Below are 21,266 nucleotides of genomic sequence, written 5' to 3' on the forward strand. Positions count from 1 at the left end.
GGAGTTCGCGAATATGCAGGCTTTTTCGACTATCGAAGTGGAGTTTTCCGAGCAAGGCGTGGCCACGCTCTGGCTCAATCGGCCCGACAAGAACAACGCCTTCAATGGCACGATGATCGACGAGCTGCGCCAGGCGCTCACCGAGCTGGCCGCACGCCCAGCCACGCGCTTTGTGCTGCTGCGCGGCCGCGGCAAGCATTTCAGCGCTGGCGCCGACCTTGCCTGGATGCAGGCCAGTGCCTCCTTGAGTTACGACGACAACCTGCTGGAGGCCGGCAAGCTGGCGCAATTGCTGGAGCAGCTGCATCACCTGCCGTTGCCGACTCTGGCGATCGTGCAGGGCGCTGCCTTCGCCGGTGCCATGGGCCTGGTGAGTTGCTGCGACATGGCCATCGGGAGCGATGACGCCCAGTTCAGCCTGTCGGAGGTGCGCCTGGGCATGGCGCCGGCGGTCATCAGCCCCTACGTGGTCAAGGCCATCGGCCAGCGCGCCACCACCCGCTACACCATGACCGCCGATCGCTTCGACGCCGCCCGTGCCCGCGAGATGGGGCTGCTGGCGGAGGTGTACCCGCGCGACGAACTGGAACTGACCGTGCGCACCTGGACTCGCAACCTGCTGCAGAACGGCCCGCAGGCCTTGAAGGCCTGCAAGACCCTGCTGCTGGAGGTCGGCGGCGGTGCGTTGACCGCCGAGCTACAGGCCCACACCCAAGCCACCATCGCCCGTCTGCGCACCAGCGCCGAAGGCCAGGAGGGCATGAAGGCCTTCCTGGAAAAACGCAGCCCGGTCTGGCCAGGAGCATCGACATGAGCAAGCCCATCAGCACTTTGTTGATTGCCAACCGCGGCGAAATCGCCTGCCGGGTTATCCGCACCGCCAAGGCTCTAGGGATCGTCACGGTCGCGGTGTACAGCGATGCCGACGCTCAAGCGCGCCACACCCGGGAGGCCGATTTTGCCGTTGCGCTGGGGGGCACCAAGCCCGCAGACAGCTACCTGCATATAGAAAAGATCATTGCTGCGGCGAAGTCGGCCGGCGCCGACGCGGTGCATCCGGGATACGGCTTTCTTTCCGAAAACGCCGGCTTCGCCCGTCGCCTGGAGGAAGAGGGGATCGTGTTCGTCGGCCCACCGCCTGCGGCGATTGACGCGATGGGCAGCAAGTCCGCGGCCAAAAGCCTGATGGAAAACGCCGGGGTGCCGCTGGTGCCGGGCTACCACGGCCAGGCGCAGGATCTGGACACCTTCAGGAGCGCCGCCGCGCGCATCGGTTACCCGGTGCTGCTCAAAGCTGCGGCGGGTGGCGGCGGCAAAGGCATGAAGGTCGCCGAGCGCGCGCAAGACCTGGCCGAGGCGCTGGATTCGGCCAAGCGTGAGGCGCTGTCGGCCTTTGGCGACCAGCAGATGCTGGTGGAAAAGTACCTGCTCGCGCCCCGTCATGTGGAGATCCAGGTATTCGCCGATCAGCACGGCAACTGCCTGTACCTGCATGAGCGCGATTGCTCCATTCAACGGCGTCACCAGAAGGTGGTGGAAGAGGCCCCGGCTCCCGGTTTGTCTGCGCAACTGCGCAAGGAAATGGGTGAAGCCGCTGTGCGTGCGGCCCAAGCCATCGGCTATGTGGGCGCCGGCACCGTCGAGTTTCTGCTCGACGCCAGGGGCGAATTTTTCTTCATGGAGATGAACACCCGCTTGCAGGTCGAGCACCCGGTCACCGAGGCAATCACTGGTCTCGATCTGGTGACCTGGCAGCTGCGTGTCGCGGGGGGCGAGCCGCTGCCGATTCAACAGGACGAGGTACCACTGTTGGCACATGCCATCGAAGTGCGGCTCTACGCGGAAGACCCTGAGGGCGGCTTCCTGCCCGCCAGCGGCCAGCTGTCGCTGTACCGCGAAGCCGCTGCGGGCCCCGGGCGCCGGGTGGACAGTGGGGTGGTGGAAGGGGACACGATCTCGCCATTCTACGATCCGATGATTGCCAAGGTCATTGCCTGGGGCGACACCCGGGAAGAAGCCCGGCTGCGCCTGCTGGCCATGCTCAAGGAGACGGCAGTGGGTGGCGTGAAGACCAACCTGGCGTTTCTGCGGCGCATCCTCTCGACCCCTGCGTTCGCTAATGCGCAGCTCGACACCGGGTTTATCGACCGCCATGCCACGGCACTGTTGCCGGATCGTCCAGCGCTGACCGACGCGTTCTGGACGCAGGCGGCCCAGACTTATCTGAACACTTCGACCAAGCTCGAGCGCCCCGACGATCCGGGTTCACCCTGGAACCAGACAACCGGCTGGCGGATGCTGGCGGCGCCCCAGGCCCTGCTGCATCTGCGCTGTGGGGCTGAAGACCGGCTGTGCGTCATCACGCCGGCTTCCTCCACGCCGCATCACGGATTTCAGCTGCTGGCGCGCCGTGGGGAGCAGCTGTACCTCGATTGGCTGGGCGACCGCTACGAGGTCAAGAAGGTCGATCCCTTGGCCGAAGCCGCTGGCACCCAGGCCGGCGACGGTGGCCTGGCGGCGCCCATGAACGGCAGCATCGTTCGCGTGCTGGTGGCGCCGGGGCAGCCTGTGCAGACCGGTGATGCGTTGATCGTGGTGGAGGCGATGAAGATGGAACACAGCATTCGCGCGCCTCACGCCGGGCGGGTCTCGGCGGTGTTCTGCAGCGAGGGCGAAATGGTTGCTGAAGGAGTCATGCTGGTCGAACTGGAGGAGCTGAGTAATGACGCTGCCTGAGCGAGTTCGCATCGTCGAGGTTGGCCCCCGGGACGGGCTGCAAAATGAGCAGGGCATCGTCAGCGCCGAGGACAAGATCGCCCTGGTCAACGGCCTGGTAGACGCCGGCCTGGGCTACGTTGAAGTCGGCAGTTTCGTGTCGCCCAAATGGGTGCCGCAAATGGCCGACTCCAGTGCGGTCTTAGCCGGCATCGCGCGCCAACCGGGCGTGGTCTATGCAGCCCTGACCCCTAATCTGCAAGGCTTCGAGGCCGCAGTGGCGGCGGGCGCGTCGGAGGTCGCGGTGTTCGCCGCCGCGTCCGAAGCCTTCTCGCAAAAAAACATCAACTGCTCGATCGCCGACAGCTTGAAGCGCTTTGAGCCGTTGATGGACAAGGCCAACCAACAGGGCATTCGCGTTCGCGGCTATGTCTCCTGCGTGCTCGGCTGCCCCTACGAAGGGGCAGTCGATCCCGACAAGGTGCGCGAAGTGAGCTCAGCCATGTGGCAGATGGGCTGCTATGAGATTTCCCTGGGTGACACCATCGGGGTCGGTACGCCAGGCCTGGCGCGGCGCCTGATCGACACCGTCAGCCGCGATGTCGCCCGTGAGCACCTCGCCGGGCACTTCCACGACACCTATGGCCAGGCCATCGCCAATATCTACGCTTGCCTGCTCGAGGGCGTCGCGGTGTTCGACAGCTCCATCGGCGGGCTGGGCGGCTGCCCCTATGCCATGGGCGCCAGCGGCAACGTGTCGACTGAAGATGTGCTCTACCTGCTCGATGGGCTTGGTATAGCGACAGGTATCGATCTGAATAAATTGCTTCAGGTCAGCCGGCGCATCATGGGCGTGCTGGGCAAGCAGCCAGGCTCTCGGGTTGCACGTGCGAAAGCGGTCTGAATTTCAGGTGCCACGGTTTGATAAGGCAACACACCAGTTGGCTGCACAACAAGCATAAGAAAGGCTAATCCATGAACCAGCTGAGTTACTCGCAAGGCTCCAAACACCCCCCGCTGATCGCGCAGACGATCGGTGAGGTGCTCGACATGACCGTATCCAGGTTTGGCAAGCGGTTGGCATTGGTGATTCACGATCAGGGCATCCGTTGGTCGTGGGACGATCTGAAAACCAATGTCGAGCAACACGCTCGTGCGCTCATGGCTATTGGCGTGCAGGCAGGAGATCGGATTGGCATATGGGCTCCTAACCGGGCTGAATGGTGCCTGACCCAGTTTGCAACGGCAAAAATCGGTGCCATTTTAGTCAACATCAATCCCGCTTACCGCACCAGCGAGTTCGAGTACGTCGTTGCTCAATCCCAATGCAGTTGGATCATCTGCGATGAGGCATTCAAGGGCTCTGATTACCACGCGATGATCAACGAAGTCATTCCTGCGCTGCCATCAAGCGAGCCCGGCGAACTGGCAATCGATCGACTGCCGAGCCTGCGGGGCGTCATCAGCCTGTCGAGCTCACCGCCACCAGGTTTCTTGAGCTGGGCGCGTCTACAAAGCATGGCCGACCGCGTGCCGCCCGAGCACCTGAATACTCGCCAAGCATCACTTCAGTTCGATGACCCCATCAACATCCAGTACACGTCTGGAACGACTGGCTTCCCCAAAGGCGCGACGCTCAGCCACTACAACATTTTGAACAATGGTTTTCTGGTAGCCGAGAGCCTTGGTCTGACGGAGCAGGACAGCGTCGTTATTCCAGTGCCGCTTTACCACTGTTTTGGCATGGTCATGGGTAATCTGGGTTGCCTGACTCACGGTAGCGCCATGGTCTATCCAAGCGCGGCATTCGATCCCCTCAAAGTGCTGCAAGCGGTATCGCAGGAACGCGCCACTGCGCTATTCGGTGTGCCGACAATGTTCATCGCCGAGCTCGACCATCCGCAGCGCGAAGCCTTTGATCTGTCCAGCTTGCGCACGGGCATCATGGCAGGCGCATCCTGTCCAATCGAGGTCATGAAGCGTGTCATGACCGAGATGCATATGTCGCAGATACAGATCGCCTACGGTATGACCGAAACCAGTCCCGTGTCCTTGCAGACCGGGCCGCACGACGCTGTCGAGCAAAGGGTTTCGACTGTGGGGCGCACGCAACCGCACCTGGAGAACAAGATCATCGACGCGGATGGCAGAATCGTTCCCAGAGGCCAGGTCGGTGAGCTGTGTACCCGCGGCTACAGCGTGATGCTGGGCTACTGGAATAATGCGCAAGAAACGGCACAAGTCATAGACGCTAGCCGCTGGATGCACACGGGAGATCTCGCAACTATGGACGAAGCGGGGTTCGTCACCGTGGTGGGTCGGATCAAAGACATGATCATCCGGGGAGGGGAGAACATCTACCCCTGCGAGGTCGAGGAGTTCTACAGAGCTCATCCCGCCGTTGCCGATATTTACATCGTTGGTATTCCCCATCCGAAATACGGGGAAGAGCTGGTTGCATGGGCGCGAATTCATGCAAACGAGACGGTGACCGATGAGCAACTGAGACTGTGGGCCAAAGACCGGATCGCCCATTACAAGATCCCGAAGCATTTTAAATTTGTAGATGCTTTTCCAATGACGGTAACCGGGAAGATCCAGAAATTCAGAATGCGTGAAATGAGCATTCAGGAGCTGGGGGGTGAAGGGATCGAAGAGCAGCCAGAGCAACGACTCTGAAGTCCCTACCGGGATGAACCGTTGCGCCTTGATCTATCCAACCTCAATTGGGGCAGATAGGCTGGTGTAACGGAGATTCGCCATAGCAGCGTAATGCAGATAGTTATATCGCCGGATCTGCAATAGTTATTTACCAGATGTGCAACAATCGAAAGAGTTGATTTTCGAAGTTGACGTAATCTTAACGCTTGCGTTTTTATCGGCATGCCCAGATTAACGTTGACATAGAGCGCCCCTCGGACTTTTAATTCGGCCCTTCGCACTAGGCCACTAGTGTTTATGGTGAGTTTCACCCGCCGGTTGATTACCCAAAAAAGAAGGATGGATCTTTTATGCCATATGGCTCCCGCGCCGCCGTCAGTCCGCGCCCCGCATTTCTGGCGATTTTTTCACTGTGCGCCGTTGCCGCTTGCTCGGTTGACGCCCGGGCGGCGGATGCATTCGCTACCGACTCTCCATGGATGACTGGGGATTGGGGCGGGCTGCGTACTGAGTGGCTGAACAAGGGTATCGATATTCAGATGGGCTACCTTGGCGAGTCGGCCTCCAACGTCCACGGCGGCTACCGCAAGCACGACAAAGTGACCCGCTATGCGGACCAGTTCAATCTGGGCGCGAATATCGACCTGCAGAAACTCCTGGGGTGGAGCGACACCGCCTTCAGTATCTCGCTGACCAATCGAAACGGCGACAACATCAATGAGAAGATTGCCGATCCTCGCGCGTCGGGCATGAGCTCGACCCAGCAAATTCAGGGGCGCGGTAGTGTGACCCGGTTAAGCGAGCTATGGTTGAGCAAAGGCTGGTTCGACGACCGTATCAATATCAAGGCGGGTCGGTTCGCGGTCAGTGACGAGTTCGCAGTCGAGGATTGCGTGTTTCAGAGCCTGGCGTTCTGCGGGTCGCAGCCGGGCAACTATGTCGACAGCATTTATAACTCGCCCATCAGCCAATGGGCGGCACGCATTCGCTATCGCCTGGTCGACCAGGTTTATGCACAGATCGGCGCATTCAACGTCAATCCGTCCGACCTGGACAATGACAATGGCTTCAAACTCAATGGCTCCGGGACTTCCGGCACCTTCGTGCCAGTCGAGCTGATCTGGACGCCCAAGGTCAATCAACTGCCTGGGGAATATCGCCTGGGTTATTACCACAGTTCTGCCAATGGCACCGATGTCTACAAGGACGAGAACAACCGTGTGGCGGCCATCACCGGCGACGCGTATCGCAGCGACTCGAGCCGGCATGGTTTCTGGTTGATCGGCAAACAGCAACTGACTTCGGTAGGCGGTGATACTTCCCGCGGCTTGACGTTGTCGGCGAGCGCTACGTTCCAGGACAAGGCCACAACGCCGGTGGACAGCTACCAGAAGGTCGCGTTGACCTACAAAGGGCCGTTTGATGCTCGCCCGACTGATACTTTGGGCCTGGGTATCGCGCGCATTCACGCGAGTTCGCGGTTCCTGCGAAATGCTGAAACTGCGAACGATCAGAGCGGGTTGAGCTATGACGATGCAGGCTATGTGCCTGAGCAGCACACCGAATATGCGGCAGAGCTGAACTACGGTATCCAGGCGACGAAGTGGCTGAACATCATGCCTAACGTGCAGTTCGTCAAGAATCCGGATGGGGTACGCCAGGTGGATAATGCGCTGGTGCTGGGGCTGCAAGTGCAGTCGCAGTTCTAAGAGGCGGTGGGCGGCAATGCATATTCAATCTCTCTATTGGATTCGTGTTGACGCGTGGCCGAAGTCGTAACCTTGCTCAGCGCACCCGCGCAGTGGGTAGCGCTTGGTGAACACCGTCGCGATTGAAGAGCGTAATGGCCCTCGTGCGCCGGTAGTCACTGGGCGTCTGACCCATCTCATTCCGAAAGTGCCGGTTGAAGTTGGAGACGTTCTCGTAGCCGACTTCAAAGCAGATCGCCGCCACCGAGAGCTGGGTTTGGACGAGAAGCCGGCAAGCGCGCTGGATGCGCAGCTTGCGCATCAGATCGATGAATCCGTGGCCGGTGATGCGTTTGAAGAAGCGCGAGAAGCCAGCCTCACTCATCCCCACACGCTCGGCGATGACCGATAGCCGCAGGTCGGATGTGAGTTCGTTGATCAGATAGTCGAAAGCCTGATTGATGCGCTCGGAACTGCGCGCGTCCAGTGAGGGCGAGTAGTAGGCGCTGGCCAACACGCGAATGTCACGTTTTGGGGCTCTGGCCAGCGTACCGAGAAGATCCAGAAACTGAATCAGGCGCTGTAGTCCCTGAGCCTGGCCAATGCTTTCAAGCAGCAATGCGGCGTCTCTAGCGGTTGTGCCGGTGAACTCGATCCCACGTTGGGCCAGTTCGAACAGCGTTTTCAACTCCGATAGCTCAATAGCCCCGAGTGGAAGGCGGCTGCCACCTTCTATGTCGATACCCTCAAAAAGTACGGCCTGCCAGGCGTCTCAAGTAATGGTTTCAATGAAACGCTTGCGCTGTTCAATAGCGGGAAATGCGCCATCTGGGTCGATGCCAGCGTGGCTGGATCATTCACCACGGACAAGGAGCAGAGCAGGGTGGTTGATAGTGTGGGCTTTGCGCCTGCGCCGACTGAAGTCACTGACAAGGGCTCGTCCTGGTTGTACGCCTGGTCATTGGCGATTCCAGCGACGTCCAAGCACAAAGATGCTGCCAAATCCTTCGTCACCTGGGCGACCTTCAAAGAATACATCCAGCTGGTCACCGACAAGGACGGCATCACCAACGTTCCACCAGGTACGCGCATCTCCACCTACAGCGATGCCTACCTGAAGGCGGCCCCGTTCGCCCAGGTTACCTTGCAGATGATGAAGCATGCCGATCCCTCCCAGCCGTCTGCCAAGCCAGTCCCGTATGTGGGTATTCAGTACGTGGTGATCCCTGAGTTTCAGTCGATCGGCACCTCTGTAGGCAAGCTGTTCTGCGCAGCCCTCACCGGCCAAATGTCCGTGGATCAGGCCCTGGCATCTGCGCAGTCCACCACCGAACGCGAGATGAAGCGGGCGGGCTACCCCAAAAAGTAGCAGGCCCACGACACCAGAGGTAAATGATATGAAACGTCTCGAAGGAAAAAGCGCGCTGATCACGGGCTCCGCGCGGGGTATCGGCCGCTCGTTCGCTCAAGCCTACATTCGCGAGGGCGCAACGGTTGCAATCGCCGACATCAACCTGGAACGCGCCCAGGCCACGGCGGCCGAGTTGGGTGAGCAAGCTTATGCTGTGGAAATGGACGTGACTAGCCAGGCTTCCATTGACTCTGCTATGGCGGCAGTCGTTGCCCATGCCGGGAAGCTCGACATCCTGGTGAACAATGCCGCGTTGTTCGATCTTGCCCCGATCACGGAGATCACGCGGGAGAGCTATGACAAGCTTTTTGCGATCAATGTCGGTGGTACGCTGTTTACGCTTCAGGCGGCAGCCAGGCAGATGATCGCACAAGGTCATGGGGGGGAAGATCATCAATATGGCCAGCCAGGCCGGTCGCCGCGGGGAAGCCCTGGTGGGCGTCTACTGCGCGACCAAGGCCGCGGTTATCAGCTTGACTCAATCCGCCGGCCTGAACCTCATCAAGAACAGGATCAATGTGAATGCGATCGCTCCCGGCGTCGTGGATGGGGAGCATTGGGATGGCGTCGACGCGCTGTTCGCGAAGCACGAAAACCGTCCACTGGGCGAGAAGAAAAAACTGGTCGGGCTGGAAGTCCCCTACGGGCGGATGGGTACGGCGGAGGATCTGGTGGGCATGGCCGTCTTTCTGGCGGGCCCAGAGAGCGATTACATCGTCGCGCAGACCTACAACGTTGATGGCGGAAATTGGATGAGCTAGTGAACGCGGCCCGCATCAGCAGTGCAGCGATCGTGGAGGTCGACCATGAGTCTCCACGACCGCGACCACGCAACTCAGGGTGGGGCTATCGGCTGCATAATCCAGGGGCAGCACGCAACTGGTGCGATGCGTGACAACTATTTTGCAGACGACCTAGGCCTGTAGATCGTCAGCATCTGAATGCAGGCGGCCATATGGCGCTGGTTTACGTCGGCTCAGCCACCGCCGAACTAACTCAATCACGGTTGAGGATGCAAAAGGCTCAGGACTGCCTGCGCAAACTCAGCCGGCGCCTCTTGCGGTACGTTGTGCCCGATTCCATCAAGGACCAATCGGTAGGCAGGACCAGCGAAGTGGTGCAGTGCCTGCTGTTCATCCTGAGGGGGTGCAACGCCGTCGTTCGAGCCTGACAAGATGACCGTAGGCACCGAAATAACAGGCCGAAGTGCTAGCTGATTTTGAATGTGCGCATACTGAGGGTCGCCGTCGACCAGACCGAAGCGATGGCGATAGGAGTGGGTAACCACGTCCACGAAGTCAGAATTTTTGAAGGACTGCGCTGACACCTGGAATGCTTGATCAGTGAAGCCCCAGGTGGGCGACCATTGTTTCCATAAAAGCCGGCAAAAGGCATCACGATTCGCCTCCAACCCTGCATAGCCGCGAGCACCGTGTAGGTAGTACTGGTACCACAACCGGTGCTCAGCCTCAGGCACGAGAGGGTTGCCCGCATTGGCGATGTCCTGGATGTTGTAGCCCGGCTCACAGCTGACCAGACCGGTTACGCGCTCTGGCCATAGGGCGGCTACGACACAGGCTGCCCGGCCACCCCAGTCGTAGCCAGCCAGCACCGCTTTGTGGATCTTCAGAGCATCGAGGAGTGCCAAAAGGTCTGCGCCCAAAGCCGCTTGTTCGCCCGAGCGAGGGGTGTCCGGCGAAATGAAGCGCGTGCCACCATATCCACGCAGGTAAGGGATGATGCATCGGCACCCAGCTGCGGCCAGGGCGTCGGCAACTTCGTCGTAGGCGTGGACGTCATACGGAAAGCCATGGAGAAGGACGGCTACAGGGCCATCGGTGGGGCCGATGTCCAAATACTTAACGTTGAGTACACCTGCTTGAATTTCTTTCACCTGGTCTGCCTCCTGGGACTTATGAGGTTGTGACAGCGGGAATAGCTATGCGTCTCTGACAACGGACTGGGCGGTTTCGTATGCATCACCGGCCGATCGTCTTCAAGTGCGTGGGGGTAGTGCTCGCTGCTAACCCGCCGAAGGATATCCCCGCATCGACATAACGCAGCGCCGACTTCATATCCTTCCATCCCACATAGCTCATCAGCCCCTTGATGTCCCACCCATTGGCCGACGCCCAGGTTGCAAAGCCTCGTCGCATCGAGTGGGCGCTATACAGTTCTTCAGGCAGCCCGGCCTCCTTGAAGATGCGGCGCAGCATTGGGATCAGGCTGTGAGGTTGGATGGCCTTGTCCCCAAGGTTTCCCCATCGATCGAGGCGTCGCAACACTGGGCCCTTCGCGAGACCTGCTACGGTAATCCAGTTGATGTAGGCCTCGACCGGGCAGAGCGTCGTCAGCGCCGGAGTGTGAAAGGTTGTCCCTTCATACTGGCGATCCCCCTTGGTGTGAGACAGGAAAAACGTGATGCCTTCACCACTGATGGCTTGCGTGTTCTCGACCGTGAGCCTGGCCAGCTCGTCCCCGCGAAAGCCCCGCCAGAATCCGATCAGCACCATTGCCACGGAGCGTCGGTGGCGCAGTAGCATTTTGTAGTCTCCGCGATCCAGCGCGGCCGCCGCTTCGGCCTCAAGCCATTTCACGGCCTGCTCGAGATGCCGGAGCAGAAGGGGAGCAGCCTGCTTGACCTGGGCGGGATGCACGACACGGATGCCCTTGATCATCTGGCGCACGTTGGGCGTCTTGGTCGGATCTGGAAATCCCTGGGTGATATGCCACTGCGCCAGCGCCGCTAACCGCTGCTTGAGCGTACTGATCGCGTGCTTGTCGGCGTACTCGGCCAGGTAGCGAACGATGCCGTCGCCCGTGGTCGGCAGGTAACCGCCCCAGGTCACTTCGAAGTGCTCGATAGCCGCTCGGTAGCTTTTGCGGGTGTTCTCCCGCGTGCCTGCCTTGAGGTACCGGTCAGCCTTGTCCATCGCCCTTTGCCTTCAAAATTTGCGTGATTGCAGCTTTCCACACCTTAAGCGGCGTTGAAAAGCGATTTTCGGAGTCAAGAAGCCATAACTACCTATTATAGCTTTCCATGTTCCTACTTTTTTATCCTAATTTTTAGTGCTAACGTATTACGTAATTACACGGTACGTAACACAACACGAAATCGTAGGAGATCCCATGGCCCGCGGCGGTATAAACAAGGCTGTAGTGCAAAAAGCGAGGCAGGCTTTGCTCTCCAAGGGCATGTACCCGAGCATCGACGCGGTACGCGTCGAGCTAGGAAATACGGGCTCCAAAACCACCATTTCTCGCTATCTGAAGGAGATAGAATCTTTCGATCCGCGTCCGCCATCGTCGCGAGAGCGTATGGGCGAAGAGCTTTCAGCTATGGTTGGAAGCCTTCTGGATCGGCTGATGGAGGAGGGCGATGAGTTGATCGAACAGGCCCGATCAGCTTTCGATCTGCAGCGCGTGGCTCTCGAAGCACAGATCGTCAGTCTGCAATCCGAGCTGACCGCTGCGCGCAGACAGCTGGACACGCAGCAAGCAGCGATTGAAGCTCAGACCGCTGATCTTCAAACCACGCAGTCCTCGCTTCAGGCTGAGCTGACGCGCAACGCCGGGATCAGCCAGCGCTGCACCGACCTTGAAGCCCTGGTGGGCGACAGGGACAAACAGATCCAGTCCCTCGAGGAGAAGCATGTCCATGCCCGCGGCGCGCTGGAGCATTACCGAGAGTCCGTCAAGGAACAGCGCGATCAAGATCAGCGCCGGCATGAATCGCAACTTCATGAGGCACAGGTGGAACAGCGCAAACTTCAGGAAACCTTGGTACTGAAGCAGGATGACCTGACGCGCCTGAACCGTGACAACGAGCGGTTGCTGGGAGAGTCCCGGCAGCAAGTTAAAGTCCTTCATGCCCATGAAGCGCGGATTCAGACCCTGACAGGTGAGATCCAGGGCTTGCAGCTGGCAGAGGCGAAGTCGGCTGGTGTCACGGAGCAGCTTCAGCAACAGATCGCTACGCTCCGACTGGACGCGAAGGCCTTTAATGAGACTGCTGCCAGAAGCAGCGAGCGGGAGCTAGCGTTGAAACTGCGGCTTGCTTCTGCTGAGTCTGAAAACGAGCGGCTCCGGCGTGAACTTTCGGAGCAGGCTCGGCCTGAAGAGAGCAATGGTGAGACAGCCGATGCCTCAGCCTCTAAACGCCCCGGCGCAAAACAGCCAAAAACACGGAGGAGTTGACCATGAATGTACCTGCATCCCCAAAGAGCGGGGATTTCTCTTCCCTGAAACGCGCTCACTATTGCCTTGCGGTGATGATGACTGACGGTATGTTCCGTCATGCTCTGAGGCGATCAGCGGACGCAATCGCCACAAGCACCAAGAGCGATGCATCTACGTAGTTGCAGAGGCGGGAAGGGTGATCGTACGAGGCATCATGGTCGGTTCGCGGGAGATGTTCGAGGACATGAACCGGGCGATCCCGCCCTTGGTAACCTGGGCGAGTGGGGCGCCGTGAACGAGCCCCATGAAAGACAGGACACCGTTCCCCCCTTAAGATAAGGGATAGGCAAACGGGTATGTTTATGACTAACAGCAACGATAAGGGTGGCGAGCTGCTCGGCCAGGAACGCCGGCGCCGCTGGAGTACCGACCAGAAGTTGGCCATGGTTCGCGAGAGCCTTGAACCCGGACAAAGTGTGTCCGTGGTGGCTCGACGCAACGGCATCAACGCCAACCAGCTGTTCCTGTGGCGCAAGCTGTATCAGGACGGAAGCTTGTCGGCGGTCAGTGCTGGCGAGGCCGTTGTACCTGCGTCGGAACTGACCGACGCGCTCAAGCAGATCCGCGAATTACAACGGATGCTGGGCAAGAAGACGATGGAAGCCGAAGTCCTCAAAGAGGCCGTGGAGATCGCCCGGTCGCGAAAATGGATTGCGCACTCACCCTTGTTGCCGGGGGACGACCAGTGAAACTGGTCAGCGAATGTCTCGGTGTGTCGCGCTCGCAATTAACGGTTCGGATCAAGCAATCGGTATCGCCCAAAGTACGGCGACGTCGGCTCGTGAACGATACGGAGTTGGTCGCTGAGGTTAAGCGGCAAGTCAGCGAGTTGCCGAGCTATGGCTACCGTCGTGTTTGGGGGTTGCTGCGCCGCGAGCGTGAAGCCCAGTCACTGGCCCCGATCAATGTGAAGCGGGTTTACCGCGTCATGCGCGATCACAATCTGCTGCTGGAACGCCGCGTCAAACAGCCAGGCGTGCAGCGCCGGCATGAAGGCAGGATTGCCGTTACGACCAGCGTATGTAGGTCGGGCGCGCTGCTGGTCAGCAACTCGTCATCCATACTAGATTTAACATAATATACATTATGCGAACTACTATAGCATCCAGTCAGCGCCAGTCACTTAGCCACACTCCACCCAGCACAACCCCCCAATCCATCACACAAGCCTCAAACCTGCGCCAACCCACCATCCACAAACATCTCACTCCCGGTCATGAAGCTGCTCTCGCCCGAAGCAAGAAACACCGCAGCCGCCGCAACTTCTTCAGCATCACCAATGCGCCCCAGTGGCACCTGTTCAGTCATGCCGTCAATGATCACATCCTTCTGGCCAGTAGTTGCCAGCGCAAGGTCCAGCCCCGGCGTGGCGATCGGGCCTGGCGAAAGGACGTTGACGCGAATGCCAGTGCCTTTCAAGTCAAGGGCCCAGCTCCTGGCGAAATTGCGCAGCGCCGCCTTTGTGGCGCTGTACACGCTGAACGCCGGAGTACCGGTGGATCCCGTCGTCGAACCGGTGAGGATGATCGAGCCGCCAGTGCCCATCAACGGCAGCGCTTTTTGCACGGTGAAAAGCGTGCCTTTGACGTTGATACCAAAGGTGCGGTCGAAGGATTCTTCGGTGATCGATCCGATCGGCTGAAAATCGCCCAGTCCGGCGTTGGCGAACAGGATGTCGATCCGACCCTTGCTGGCTTTGATTTCTGCGAAGATCCGATCCAGGTCATCCAGCTTTGAGATATCCCCTTGGATCCCGATGGCTTCAGCGCCGATCAGCGTCAGGGCCTTGTCCAGTTCCTCCTGGCGACGGCCGATGATGACCACCTGCGCGCCCTCGGCAGCGAAGCGTATGGCGCTGGCCAGGCCGATCCCGCTATTGCCGCCGGTGATGACCGCGATTTTACCGTTGAGACTGTTCATGAGTGTTTCCCTATGAAAGTTGAGGCTCAACTGTAGATCCGTGCATTCCGTTTGAATAGTATGCACCTTTAGGTAAGTACCCTGACAGCGAGCACCATCATGGCAAACAACACCTACAGTTGCGGACTCGACGCCGCTTTGGCAGTGATCGGCGGAAAATGGAAACCGCTGGTCCTTTATCATCTGTCCCGGGACGTTCATCGCTATGGAGAGCTTAGGCGCGCGGTCGGTGGCGTGACCGACAAGGTACTTATTCAGCAGCTCAAGGAGCTGGAACGGGACGAAATCATCGCTCGGCGCGATTTTCAGGAAATTCCTCCAAAGGTGGAGTATTCGCTGACACCCTTCGGTCAATCGCTGGCCACGGCGCTAGGCGCTTTATGTGCCTGGGGCACCGAGCACATGAATACCGTCGAGCGTATCGGCGAACGGCGTATGGCCGCCCTCACCCCGTCTGATATGCAATAATTATATAACTCAACTAAATGTCTATTTAGTTGAGTTATCGTTATTTCATTGTTCGTGCAGCCCTCAAACAACTACAAACAGAGGCTCCCCCATGACGATCTCATCCCGGATACCCTGCGCGGAGTATCTGCAGCCATGACCAGAACCCGTATCGCCGTCGCCGGCGCTGGCTATATCGGCCAGGCGCACATTGATGTCTTGCTGCACAGCCCATCCTGCGGGTTGTCTGCGGTAGTCGACCCCTCCTCCGTGGCTCAGGCCGTGGCGGACAAAGCCGGCGTGCCGCTCTATCGCTCCCTGGAGGAACTGCTCGAGAAGGATCGTCCGGACGGCGTCGTGCTCGCCACGCCCAATCAGTTTCATGTGGCCCATGCACAATTGTGCATGGCGGCCCAGCTGCCGATGCTGCTGGAAAAGCCCGTGGCGCCGACGGTTGCCGAAGGCCGTGCCCTCTCCCGCCAGGCGAAGGAACACAGCGCGCGCATCCTGATCGGCCATCATCGTGCCCATAGTCCGATCATGGCCAAAGCGTGCGAGGTACTGCAGAGCGGTGTGCTGGGCCGCCTGGTGTCGGTGATGGGCAGCGCGGTGTTTTTCAAGCCCGATCAGTATTTCAGCGATGCGCCGTGGCGTACCCTGCCCGGCGCTGGCCCGATCCTGCTGAACATGATCCACGAGGTGCACAACCTGCGCATGCTCGCCGGTGAGGTCACGGCGGTGCAGGCGTTCGCCTCCAATGCGGTGCGTCAGCATCAGGTCGAGGACACGGTAGCCATCAACCTGCGCTTCGCCAATGGCGCGCTGGGTACCTTCATGCTCTCCGATACGGCCGCTTCGCCGCGTAGCTGGGAACAGACGTCCCAGGAGAACAAGGCCTATGCAAGCTATGACGATGAAGATTGCTATGTGATCGCCGGCACCAACGGCAGCCTGTCGATCCCAACCATGCGCCTGAAGACCTACTGCCGCGCGCAGGATCGTTCGTGGTGGAAGCCGTTCGAGGTGGGAGTGGTGGGTATGGTGCGGCAAGACCCGTTGGTGCACCAGATGGAGCACTTCGGGGCGGTGGTGCGCGGTGAAGTCGATCCGCTGGTCAGCGTCGACGATGGTCTGCGCAATCTGATCGTCACCGAGGCCATCGTCGAAGCGGCGAAGACCGGGCGGGTGATCGAAATCCAGGGGGATTAGACCGCTGTAGATGCTCAAGGCCGGTTCAGGCGGCCTTGAACATCAGCCTGCCATTCAACGGCGCGGTTTGCGCCCCACGAACAGATGGCTGGGGTCGTTGTATCCCGGGGTCGACGAATGCCCGGTCACCACCAGATCATCGATGAAGGCTTCGTCTTCGGCGGTGAAGACGTAATCCAGCGTCGGCACGTAATCGTCCCACTGCGCCTCGGTACGAGGCCCGGCAATCGCCGAGGTCACCAGGGCGTTGTTCAGTACCCACGCCAGGGCGAATTGACCCGGGGTAATGCCACGGGCCTCGGCGTGCTCCTTGACCCGTTGCGCGATATTCAGAGATTCCGGGCGCCACTCGGTCTGCTGCAGACGCGGGTCGCTGCGACCGGCACGGGACTCTGGCGACGGCGGCTGGGACGGATCGTATTTGGCCGTCAGTACGCCGCGGGCCAGTGGACTGTAAGGCACTACGCCGATGCCGTAGTACTCGGCGGCCGGCAGATGCTCGGACTCGATCTGACGGTTGGCGAGGTTGTACAGCGGCTGCGACGCCGATGGCCGCTCGATGCCGAGCAAGTCAGCGGTACGACTGAACTCGGCGAGCTTCCAGGCGCGGTGGTTGGACAGTCCGTAGGTGCGGATCTTGCCGGCGCGAATCAGGTCCGACAGCGCGCGCAGGGTTTCTTCCACGGGGGTGTCGTTGTCTTCGCGGTGCAGATAGAACAGGTCGATGTAGTCGGTGTTCAGGCGCTTGAGGCTGGCGTCGACCGATTGGATGACGTTGTTGCGTGACGCGCCCTTGTTGTTCGGGCCATCGCCGCCGGGGTTGGGGTTGACGAACTTGGTCGCCAGCACCCACTGGGCGCGTCGATCGGCGATCAACCGGCCGACCACTTCTTCGCTGGCACCGCCGTTGTAGCCGTTGGCAGTGTCGATGAAATTGATGCCTTGGGCGAAAGCCTTGTCGGTAATGCGCTTGGCGACGTCTTCAGGGGTCTGGCCACCGAACATCATGGTGCCGAGGGTAATAGGCGAAACCTTGATGCCGTTGCGGCCAAGGTTGCGGTACTCGATGCTGCTCATAGCCACTCCTGTGGGGGTCGGATGTGGCCCCTATTAGTACCGGAAAAAGCCCCAAGGCACACCGACGAAAATGTTCTATCGATATGTTGGCGGGCTCAGGGCCGGTGGGTGTTCTGGCGCACTGGACAAGTCAGCGCGCGAGAACACCCGGCAGTGATCAGCGCAGCGTACGACGCCGGCGCAACCACAGCGCCACCAGCCCGATCACCACCACCGCACCGACGACCATGGCCGGCAGGATGTACGGCTGCACCACCGCCAGCAACGGCGCCTCGCCGCCGCCACGAGCAACGGTCACATCCTTGGCCGAAACCCTCACCGCGCTGTTGCCGTAGTGCTGCAACACGTAGTTGGCGATGTCAGCCACCTGCTGATCGTTCAGCGGCTGGACGTAGGACAGGCTGTCGAAGCGCGGCATCAGTACGTGATGCTCACCGTCCAGGCGATCGACACCGTACAGAATCGCCGAGATCAGGTTGGCCGGTGTGCTCAGACCAGTAGCGGTATTGTTCATCAGCGATGGATAGGCCTGGTTGGCACTGCCCTTCCCTGACGGCTGGTGGCAGCTGGCGCACAGACCGCTGTAGAGCGCTTCGCCACTGTGCAGGCTGTCATGCTCGTTGAACTTGCCGACACCGCGCAGGGTGCTTTCCGCCAGGCCGTTGCCATTGCCGTTGTAGTCGAACGCGGCAACCGTGGCACCCGGCTCCCTGACCGGCTTGGTGCTCTTGAGGTAAGCGACGATGGCGGCCAGGTCCTCGCGAGGCAGGAACTGCAAGCTGTTCTGCACCGCTTCGGCCATGCCGCCAGCTGCCTGGTTCTTGCCCTTGGCGTGGCCGGTGCCCAGGTATTCGATCAGCTCGTCATCGCTCCAGCCACCGATGCCGCTGACCGGATCCGAGGTGATGTTGGGCGCGTACCAGGGCCCGACCATGCCGCCTGAGAGCGCCTTGCTCTTGATCTCCGCCATCAAAGGGTTACGCGGCGTGTGGCAGGCGCCGCAGTGTTCCAGAGTGTTGGTCAGGTACTCGCCGCGCTGCAACTGCGCGGTGCTGGCCACAGCCGGCGTGGCATCGCGGCTGTCGAGGAACAGCAGGTTCCAGCCGATCATCGAGAAGCGCAGGTTGAACGGGAAGTTCAGCGCGGTGACCGGTGCGGGCTGGTCCACCGGTTTGACCCCATGCATGAAGTAGGCATACAGCGCGGCGACATCCTGATCGGTCAAGTGCACGTACGAGGTGTACGGCATGGCCGGGTACAGATGGCTGCCGTCGGCGCGGATACCGTCACGCACCGCGGCGGCAAATTGCGCCGCAGTGTAGTTGCCAATGCCCGCGGTCTTCGACGGTGTGATGTTGGTGGAGTAGATCGCGCCGAAGGGCGAGTTGATCGCATAGCCACCGGCGAAGGGTTTGTCGCTGTCGGGGACGGTATGGCACGCCATGCAGTCACCGGCGACGGCCAGACGTCTGCCCTGCTCTTCCAGGGTCGGCGGCGCAGCCACCGGCGTGGTAGCGGCGGCTGGCACGGAGTCCAGGGCATAGGCTGGAAGGCTGAGACCCGCGCCAAGCAGGGTCAGGCCTAGCGCTGCCTGAAGGGATGCAGCACGTAAACGTTGAGTGATCATCGGCTTATCCTCGCGCCAGGGCCTGACTCATGGAGTCGGCTGCCTTGATCGCCAAGGCGGCCATGGTCAGTGTGGTGTTGACCACGCTGGCCGACGCCATCGCGCCGCCACCGGGCAACCACAGATTGGCGTGGTCATGGGCGCGGCAATTGCCATCGACCACCGAATCCTTGGGGTCGTTGCCCATGATGGTGCCGCCCATGATGTGGTTGTTGGCGTTGAGGCTGGTGGTGATCACGAACTCGGTAGCGCCGAACAGCTGGCCGATGTGCTCCAACTGTTTGTGCGCGGCTTCGGCGCCTTTGCGCACGTAGTCGCCGACGTCGTAGTAGATGTCCGGGCACGGCAGGCCGTGCGGGTCCTTGCGGGTCTTGCTGAGGGTCAGGCGATTGTTCGGGTCCGGCAATGGCTCGAGGCTGATCGACAGGTCGACACCGTGGCTGGCGCGGCGACGGATTTCCGCTTCCAGGGCCTGACCCACCAGGCCCATGGCCAAGGCCTGGTCGGTGGCCTTGGTGACTTGCGTGATGTTGTTGAGGATCATCTTGTTGGCCGAGTACTGGCCACGGAAGTCACCGTCACGCGGGCCGACGATGCAGCTGCTCTGGGCCGGACCGCGGCCGATCCACAGCGGCTCGTTGGCGAGGAACGAGCAGTGGAAACCCGAGTGATCCATCATGTTGCGCCCGACCTGGTCGGACGAGTTGGCAATGCCATTGGGGTTTTGCTCGTTGGCGGCGATCAACAACAGGCGCGGGGTTTCCAGCGCATTGCAGGCCAAGGCGAAGACCTTGCCGGTGGCTTTGCGCGAAGAGCCATCGGGGCGCAGCCAGTGCACGGCGCTGACGCGGTTGCTCGCGTCGGTATCGACCTTGTAGACCACCGCTTCGGTGATGCACACCGCGCCATGGCGCTCGGCTTCTTCGATGGTGTGAATGGCGTTGTACATCGCACCGATCGGGCAGATTGGCTGGCAGTTGTTGTTGCCGCAGCAGGTCGGTCGGCCCTTCCATGGACGCGTGCTGCGGCCCTGGGGAATCGGGATGTGCTTGTAGCCGTGGGCATTGACCACTTCGGCGAAGCGTTTGTCGCCGTAGGCCCAGGGCACCATGTCCATCGGGTACGGTTTGCTGCGCTCGCGCGGCGATTGCATCTCCGGGTCGCTGGGGCCGGCCACGCCCATGGCTTCTTCGGCGCGGCAGTAATAGGGTTCGAGCTCGTCATAGCTGATCGGCCAGTCGCGGCCCACGCCATATTCGGACCGCATGCGCATGTCCACCGGCAAGTGGCGCCAGCAAGAGGCCGCCCAGTGCCAGGTGGTGCCGCCCAGCGTGCGCAGGTAACCCTGCTGGAAGCTGCTGCCACTCGGGCCATCAAGGCCGACGTAGTTGTTTTTCGGGAAGTACAGCGGTGCTGGCGCGTGTTCCGCCTGCGGGTACAACCCTTGGAAGTCCGAGCCGATGCGGTTGTCGAACGGCATGTTGCGCCAGTTCTCGACGGCCTGGGCGCGCTGGATGCGCAGGCCGGCTTCGAGGATGACCACCGAGTAGCCTTCGCTGATCAACTGATTGGCGATCAGCGCACCGGCAACCCCGGAGCCGACCACGATAACGTCGGCGCTGACATCGCCGTTCTCTGCAAATACGGGGGCTTTCATACGGCTGTCCTCGGTCCGGCGGCGGGTGCACTGGCATCTGGAATCGGCGCGGTCCACCACAGTGGGCCGTTACCGCAGTAGGTCGGCACGATCAGCCCGTCACTGACCGGGCGATACATCAGTGCTTCCTTGTAGGCCACCAGTTGGGCGCTCTGGCCGTGCCCCACGGTACCTTTGAACCAGGCGGCGACCACGGCCAGGGCAGCATCACCGACGCCGGCCTGTTTGGCGGCGGCCAGCAAGGCCTCGGCGTTGAACAGGTTAGTGGGCTCCAGCACCAGATCTGCCAGGGTGCCGAGCTGTGCGGCGACTGCCGGTTGCTGGGCGATCATCGCTGCGCTGATGCGCTGGGCGGTCAGGGGATCAAGGTTGTCGTAACCGGTCAACACCTGCGAAGCCTGCAGAAAACGCGCGGCGTTGAGGCCGGGCGCTTGCGCGGCGAATGTCAGCCCGGGCATGGCGAGGCTGGCAAGCCCCAGGCTCAGCGCGCTGGCCGTCATGCCCAACAACACGGTGCGGCGATGCATCGGCGCGGCCCAAGGGCCGGGCGGCGCGGCGGTCGTCTGTTCGCAAGTCAGAGGGGGGGTGTGCTTCATGTTGATCTCTTCAAGGGCT

The 21,266-nt window shown here is 60.7% G+C and carries 15 protein-coding genes and 4 pseudogenes; 11 read left to right on the forward strand and 8 right to left on the reverse strand.

The annotated features are described in order from the left end of the window. Nucleotides 1-13: 13 nt before the first annotated feature. From AC3WJP_RS01645 to AC3WJP_RS01665, 5 genes are all read left to right on the forward strand, one after another. Complete coding sequence (locus tag AC3WJP_RS01645) at nucleotides 14-814, forward strand: enoyl-CoA hydratase-related protein (protein WP_493719486.1); 801 nt, start codon at nucleotides 14-16, stop codon at nucleotides 812-814. Further along, entirely contained in the window at nucleotides 811-2,736 is a 1,926-nt protein-coding gene (locus AC3WJP_RS01650) for an acetyl/propionyl/methylcrotonyl-CoA carboxylase subunit alpha (protein WP_493719487.1), read from the forward strand. The genes AC3WJP_RS01645 and AC3WJP_RS01650 overlap by 4 nt, the downstream gene beginning before the upstream one ends. Beyond that, nucleotides 2,723-3,619, forward strand: coding sequence for a hydroxymethylglutaryl-CoA lyase (locus tag AC3WJP_RS01655; protein ID WP_493719488.1), 897 nt, complete (start codon nucleotides 2,723-2,725; stop codon nucleotides 3,617-3,619). The genes AC3WJP_RS01650 and AC3WJP_RS01655 overlap by 14 nt, the downstream gene beginning before the upstream one ends. 71 nt (nucleotides 3,620-3,690) lie before the next feature. Continuing rightward, nucleotides 3,691-5,394, forward strand: a complete 1,704-nt coding sequence (locus AC3WJP_RS01660; RefSeq protein WP_493719489.1) for an AMP-binding protein — start codon at nucleotides 3,691-3,693, stop codon at nucleotides 5,392-5,394. Nucleotides 5,395-5,726: 332 nt separating this feature from the next. Continuing rightward, nucleotides 5,727-7,085 carry a carbohydrate porin gene (locus AC3WJP_RS01665; RefSeq protein WP_493719490.1) on the forward strand — a complete coding sequence of 453 codons (1,359 nt, stop codon included), beginning with the start codon at nucleotides 5,727-5,729 and terminating at the stop codon, nucleotides 7,083-7,085. Between the two features lie 76 nt (nucleotides 7,086-7,161). On the opposite strand, the pseudogene AC3WJP_RS01670 reads toward AC3WJP_RS01665, so the two are convergent. Next, nucleotides 7,162-7,764, reverse strand: a pseudogene (locus tag AC3WJP_RS01670) (helix-turn-helix domain-containing protein); the annotation flags it as partial. Between AC3WJP_RS01670 and AC3WJP_RS01675 the strand changes: the two are divergent. Together AC3WJP_RS01675 and AC3WJP_RS01680 are read left to right on the forward strand one after the other, a co-directional pair. Next, nucleotides 7,762-8,433, forward strand: a pseudogene (locus AC3WJP_RS01675) (extracellular solute-binding protein); the annotation flags it as partial. The pseudogenes AC3WJP_RS01670 and AC3WJP_RS01675 sit on opposite strands and share 3 nt — an antisense overlap. A 28-nt stretch (nucleotides 8,434-8,461) precedes the next feature. Beyond that, nucleotides 8,462-9,236: pseudogene (locus AC3WJP_RS01680) on the forward strand (L-iditol 2-dehydrogenase). Nucleotides 9,237-9,475: 239 nt separating this feature from the next. On the opposite strand, the gene AC3WJP_RS01685 reads toward AC3WJP_RS01680, so the two are convergent. Then, complete coding sequence (locus AC3WJP_RS01685; RefSeq protein ID WP_493719491.1) at nucleotides 9,476-10,369, reverse strand: alpha/beta fold hydrolase; 894 nt, start codon at nucleotides 10,367-10,369, stop codon at nucleotides 9,476-9,478. A gap of 85 nt (nucleotides 10,370-10,454) precedes the next feature. Continuing rightward, nucleotides 10,455-11,408, reverse strand: a complete 954-nt coding sequence (locus AC3WJP_RS01690; RefSeq protein WP_493719492.1) for a tyrosine-type recombinase/integrase — start codon at nucleotides 11,406-11,408, stop codon at nucleotides 10,455-10,457. 196 nt (nucleotides 11,409-11,604) lie between these two features. Between AC3WJP_RS01690 and AC3WJP_RS01695 the strand changes: the two genes are divergently transcribed. Beyond that, on the forward strand, nucleotides 11,605-12,672 hold the full coding sequence (locus tag AC3WJP_RS01695; RefSeq protein WP_493719493.1) for a DNA-binding protein: 1,068 nt from the start codon (nucleotides 11,605-11,607) through the stop codon (nucleotides 12,670-12,672). 344 nt (nucleotides 12,673-13,016) lie between these two features. Next, nucleotides 13,017-13,732, forward strand: a pseudogene (locus tag AC3WJP_RS01700) (transposase); the annotation flags it as partial. Between the two features lie 152 nt (nucleotides 13,733-13,884). Here AC3WJP_RS01700 and AC3WJP_RS01705 read toward each other — a convergent pair. Continuing rightward, nucleotides 13,885-14,634, reverse strand: a complete 750-nt coding sequence (locus AC3WJP_RS01705; RefSeq protein ID WP_493719605.1) for an SDR family NAD(P)-dependent oxidoreductase — start codon at nucleotides 14,632-14,634, stop codon at nucleotides 13,885-13,887. A gap of 99 nt (nucleotides 14,635-14,733) precedes the next feature. On the opposite strand from AC3WJP_RS01705, the gene AC3WJP_RS01710 reads away from it, so the two are divergent. After that, entirely contained in the window at nucleotides 14,734-15,102 is a 369-nt protein-coding gene (locus AC3WJP_RS01710) for a winged helix-turn-helix transcriptional regulator (protein WP_493719494.1), read from the forward strand. 135 nt (nucleotides 15,103-15,237) lie between these two features. Next, nucleotides 15,238-16,290, forward strand: coding sequence for a Gfo/Idh/MocA family protein (locus tag AC3WJP_RS01715; protein ID WP_493719495.1), 1,053 nt, complete (start codon nucleotides 15,238-15,240; stop codon nucleotides 16,288-16,290). Nucleotides 16,291-16,344: 54 nt separating this feature from the next. On the opposite strand, the gene AC3WJP_RS01720 is transcribed toward AC3WJP_RS01715, so the two are convergent. The 4 genes from AC3WJP_RS01720 to AC3WJP_RS01735 form a co-directional block, all read right to left on the reverse strand. Beyond that, nucleotides 16,345-17,367 carry an aldo/keto reductase gene (locus tag AC3WJP_RS01720; RefSeq protein ID WP_493719496.1) on the reverse strand — a complete coding sequence of 341 codons (1,023 nt, stop codon included), beginning with the start codon at nucleotides 17,365-17,367 and terminating at the stop codon, nucleotides 16,345-16,347. Nucleotides 17,368-17,524: 157 nt separating this feature from the next. After that, the gene (locus AC3WJP_RS01725) at nucleotides 17,525-18,994 is read right to left on the reverse strand and encodes a c-type cytochrome (RefSeq protein ID WP_493719497.1); all 1,470 of its coding nucleotides are present in this window, start codon (nucleotides 18,992-18,994) and stop codon (nucleotides 17,525-17,527) included. 4 nt (nucleotides 18,995-18,998) lie between these two features. Next, nucleotides 18,999-20,651, reverse strand: a complete 1,653-nt coding sequence (locus AC3WJP_RS01730; RefSeq protein WP_493719498.1) for a GMC family oxidoreductase — start codon at nucleotides 20,649-20,651, stop codon at nucleotides 18,999-19,001. Continuing rightward, nucleotides 20,648-21,247, reverse strand: a complete 600-nt coding sequence (locus AC3WJP_RS01735; RefSeq protein WP_493719499.1) for a sugar dehydrogenase complex small subunit — start codon at nucleotides 21,245-21,247, stop codon at nucleotides 20,648-20,650. Before AC3WJP_RS01735 ends, AC3WJP_RS01730 begins: the two co-directional genes overlap by 4 nt. Between the last annotated feature and the right edge of the window lie 19 nt (nucleotides 21,248-21,266).

The organism is Pseudomonas sp. GW821-FHT01A09 (genome assembly GCF_058986725.1).

Coding starts and splice junctions, on each gene's coding strand:
- AC3WJP_RS01645 (WP_493719486.1), top strand. CDS start 14: ATGCAGGCTTTTTCGACTATCGAAGTGGAGTTTTCCGAGCAAGGCGTG.
- AC3WJP_RS01650 (WP_493719487.1), top strand. CDS start 811: ATGAGCAAGCCCATCAGCACTTTGTTGATTGCCAACCGCGGCGAAATC.
- AC3WJP_RS01655 (WP_493719488.1), top strand. CDS start 2,723: ATGACGCTGCCTGAGCGAGTTCGCATCGTCGAGGTTGGCCCCCGGGAC.
- AC3WJP_RS01660 (WP_493719489.1), top strand. CDS start 3,691: ATGAACCAGCTGAGTTACTCGCAAGGCTCCAAACACCCCCCGCTGATC.
- AC3WJP_RS01665 (WP_493719490.1), top strand. CDS start 5,727: ATGCCATATGGCTCCCGCGCCGCCGTCAGTCCGCGCCCCGCATTTCTG.
- AC3WJP_RS01690 (WP_493719492.1), bottom strand. CDS start 11,408: ATGGACAAGGCTGACCGGTACCTCAAGGCAGGCACGCGGGAGAACACC.
- AC3WJP_RS01695 (WP_493719493.1), top strand. CDS start 11,605: ATGGCCCGCGGCGGTATAAACAAGGCTGTAGTGCAAAAAGCGAGGCAG.
- AC3WJP_RS01705 (WP_493719605.1), bottom strand. CDS start 14,634: ATGAACAGTCTCAACGGTAAAATCGCGGTCATCACCGGCGGCAATAGC.
- AC3WJP_RS01710 (WP_493719494.1), top strand. CDS start 14,734: ATGGCAAACAACACCTACAGTTGCGGACTCGACGCCGCTTTGGCAGTG.
- AC3WJP_RS01715 (WP_493719495.1), top strand. CDS start 15,238: ATGACCAGAACCCGTATCGCCGTCGCCGGCGCTGGCTATATCGGCCAG.
- AC3WJP_RS01720 (WP_493719496.1), bottom strand. CDS start 17,367: ATGAGCAGCATCGAGTACCGCAACCTTGGCCGCAACGGCATCAAGGTT.
- AC3WJP_RS01725 (WP_493719497.1), bottom strand. CDS start 18,994: ATGATCACTCAACGTTTACGTGCTGCATCCCTTCAGGCAGCGCTAGGC.
- AC3WJP_RS01730 (WP_493719498.1), bottom strand. CDS start 20,651: ATGAAAGCCCCCGTATTTGCAGAGAACGGCGATGTCAGCGCCGACGTT.
- AC3WJP_RS01735 (WP_493719499.1), bottom strand. CDS start 21,247: ATGAAGCACACCCCCCCTCTGACTTGCGAACAGACGACCGCCGCGCCG.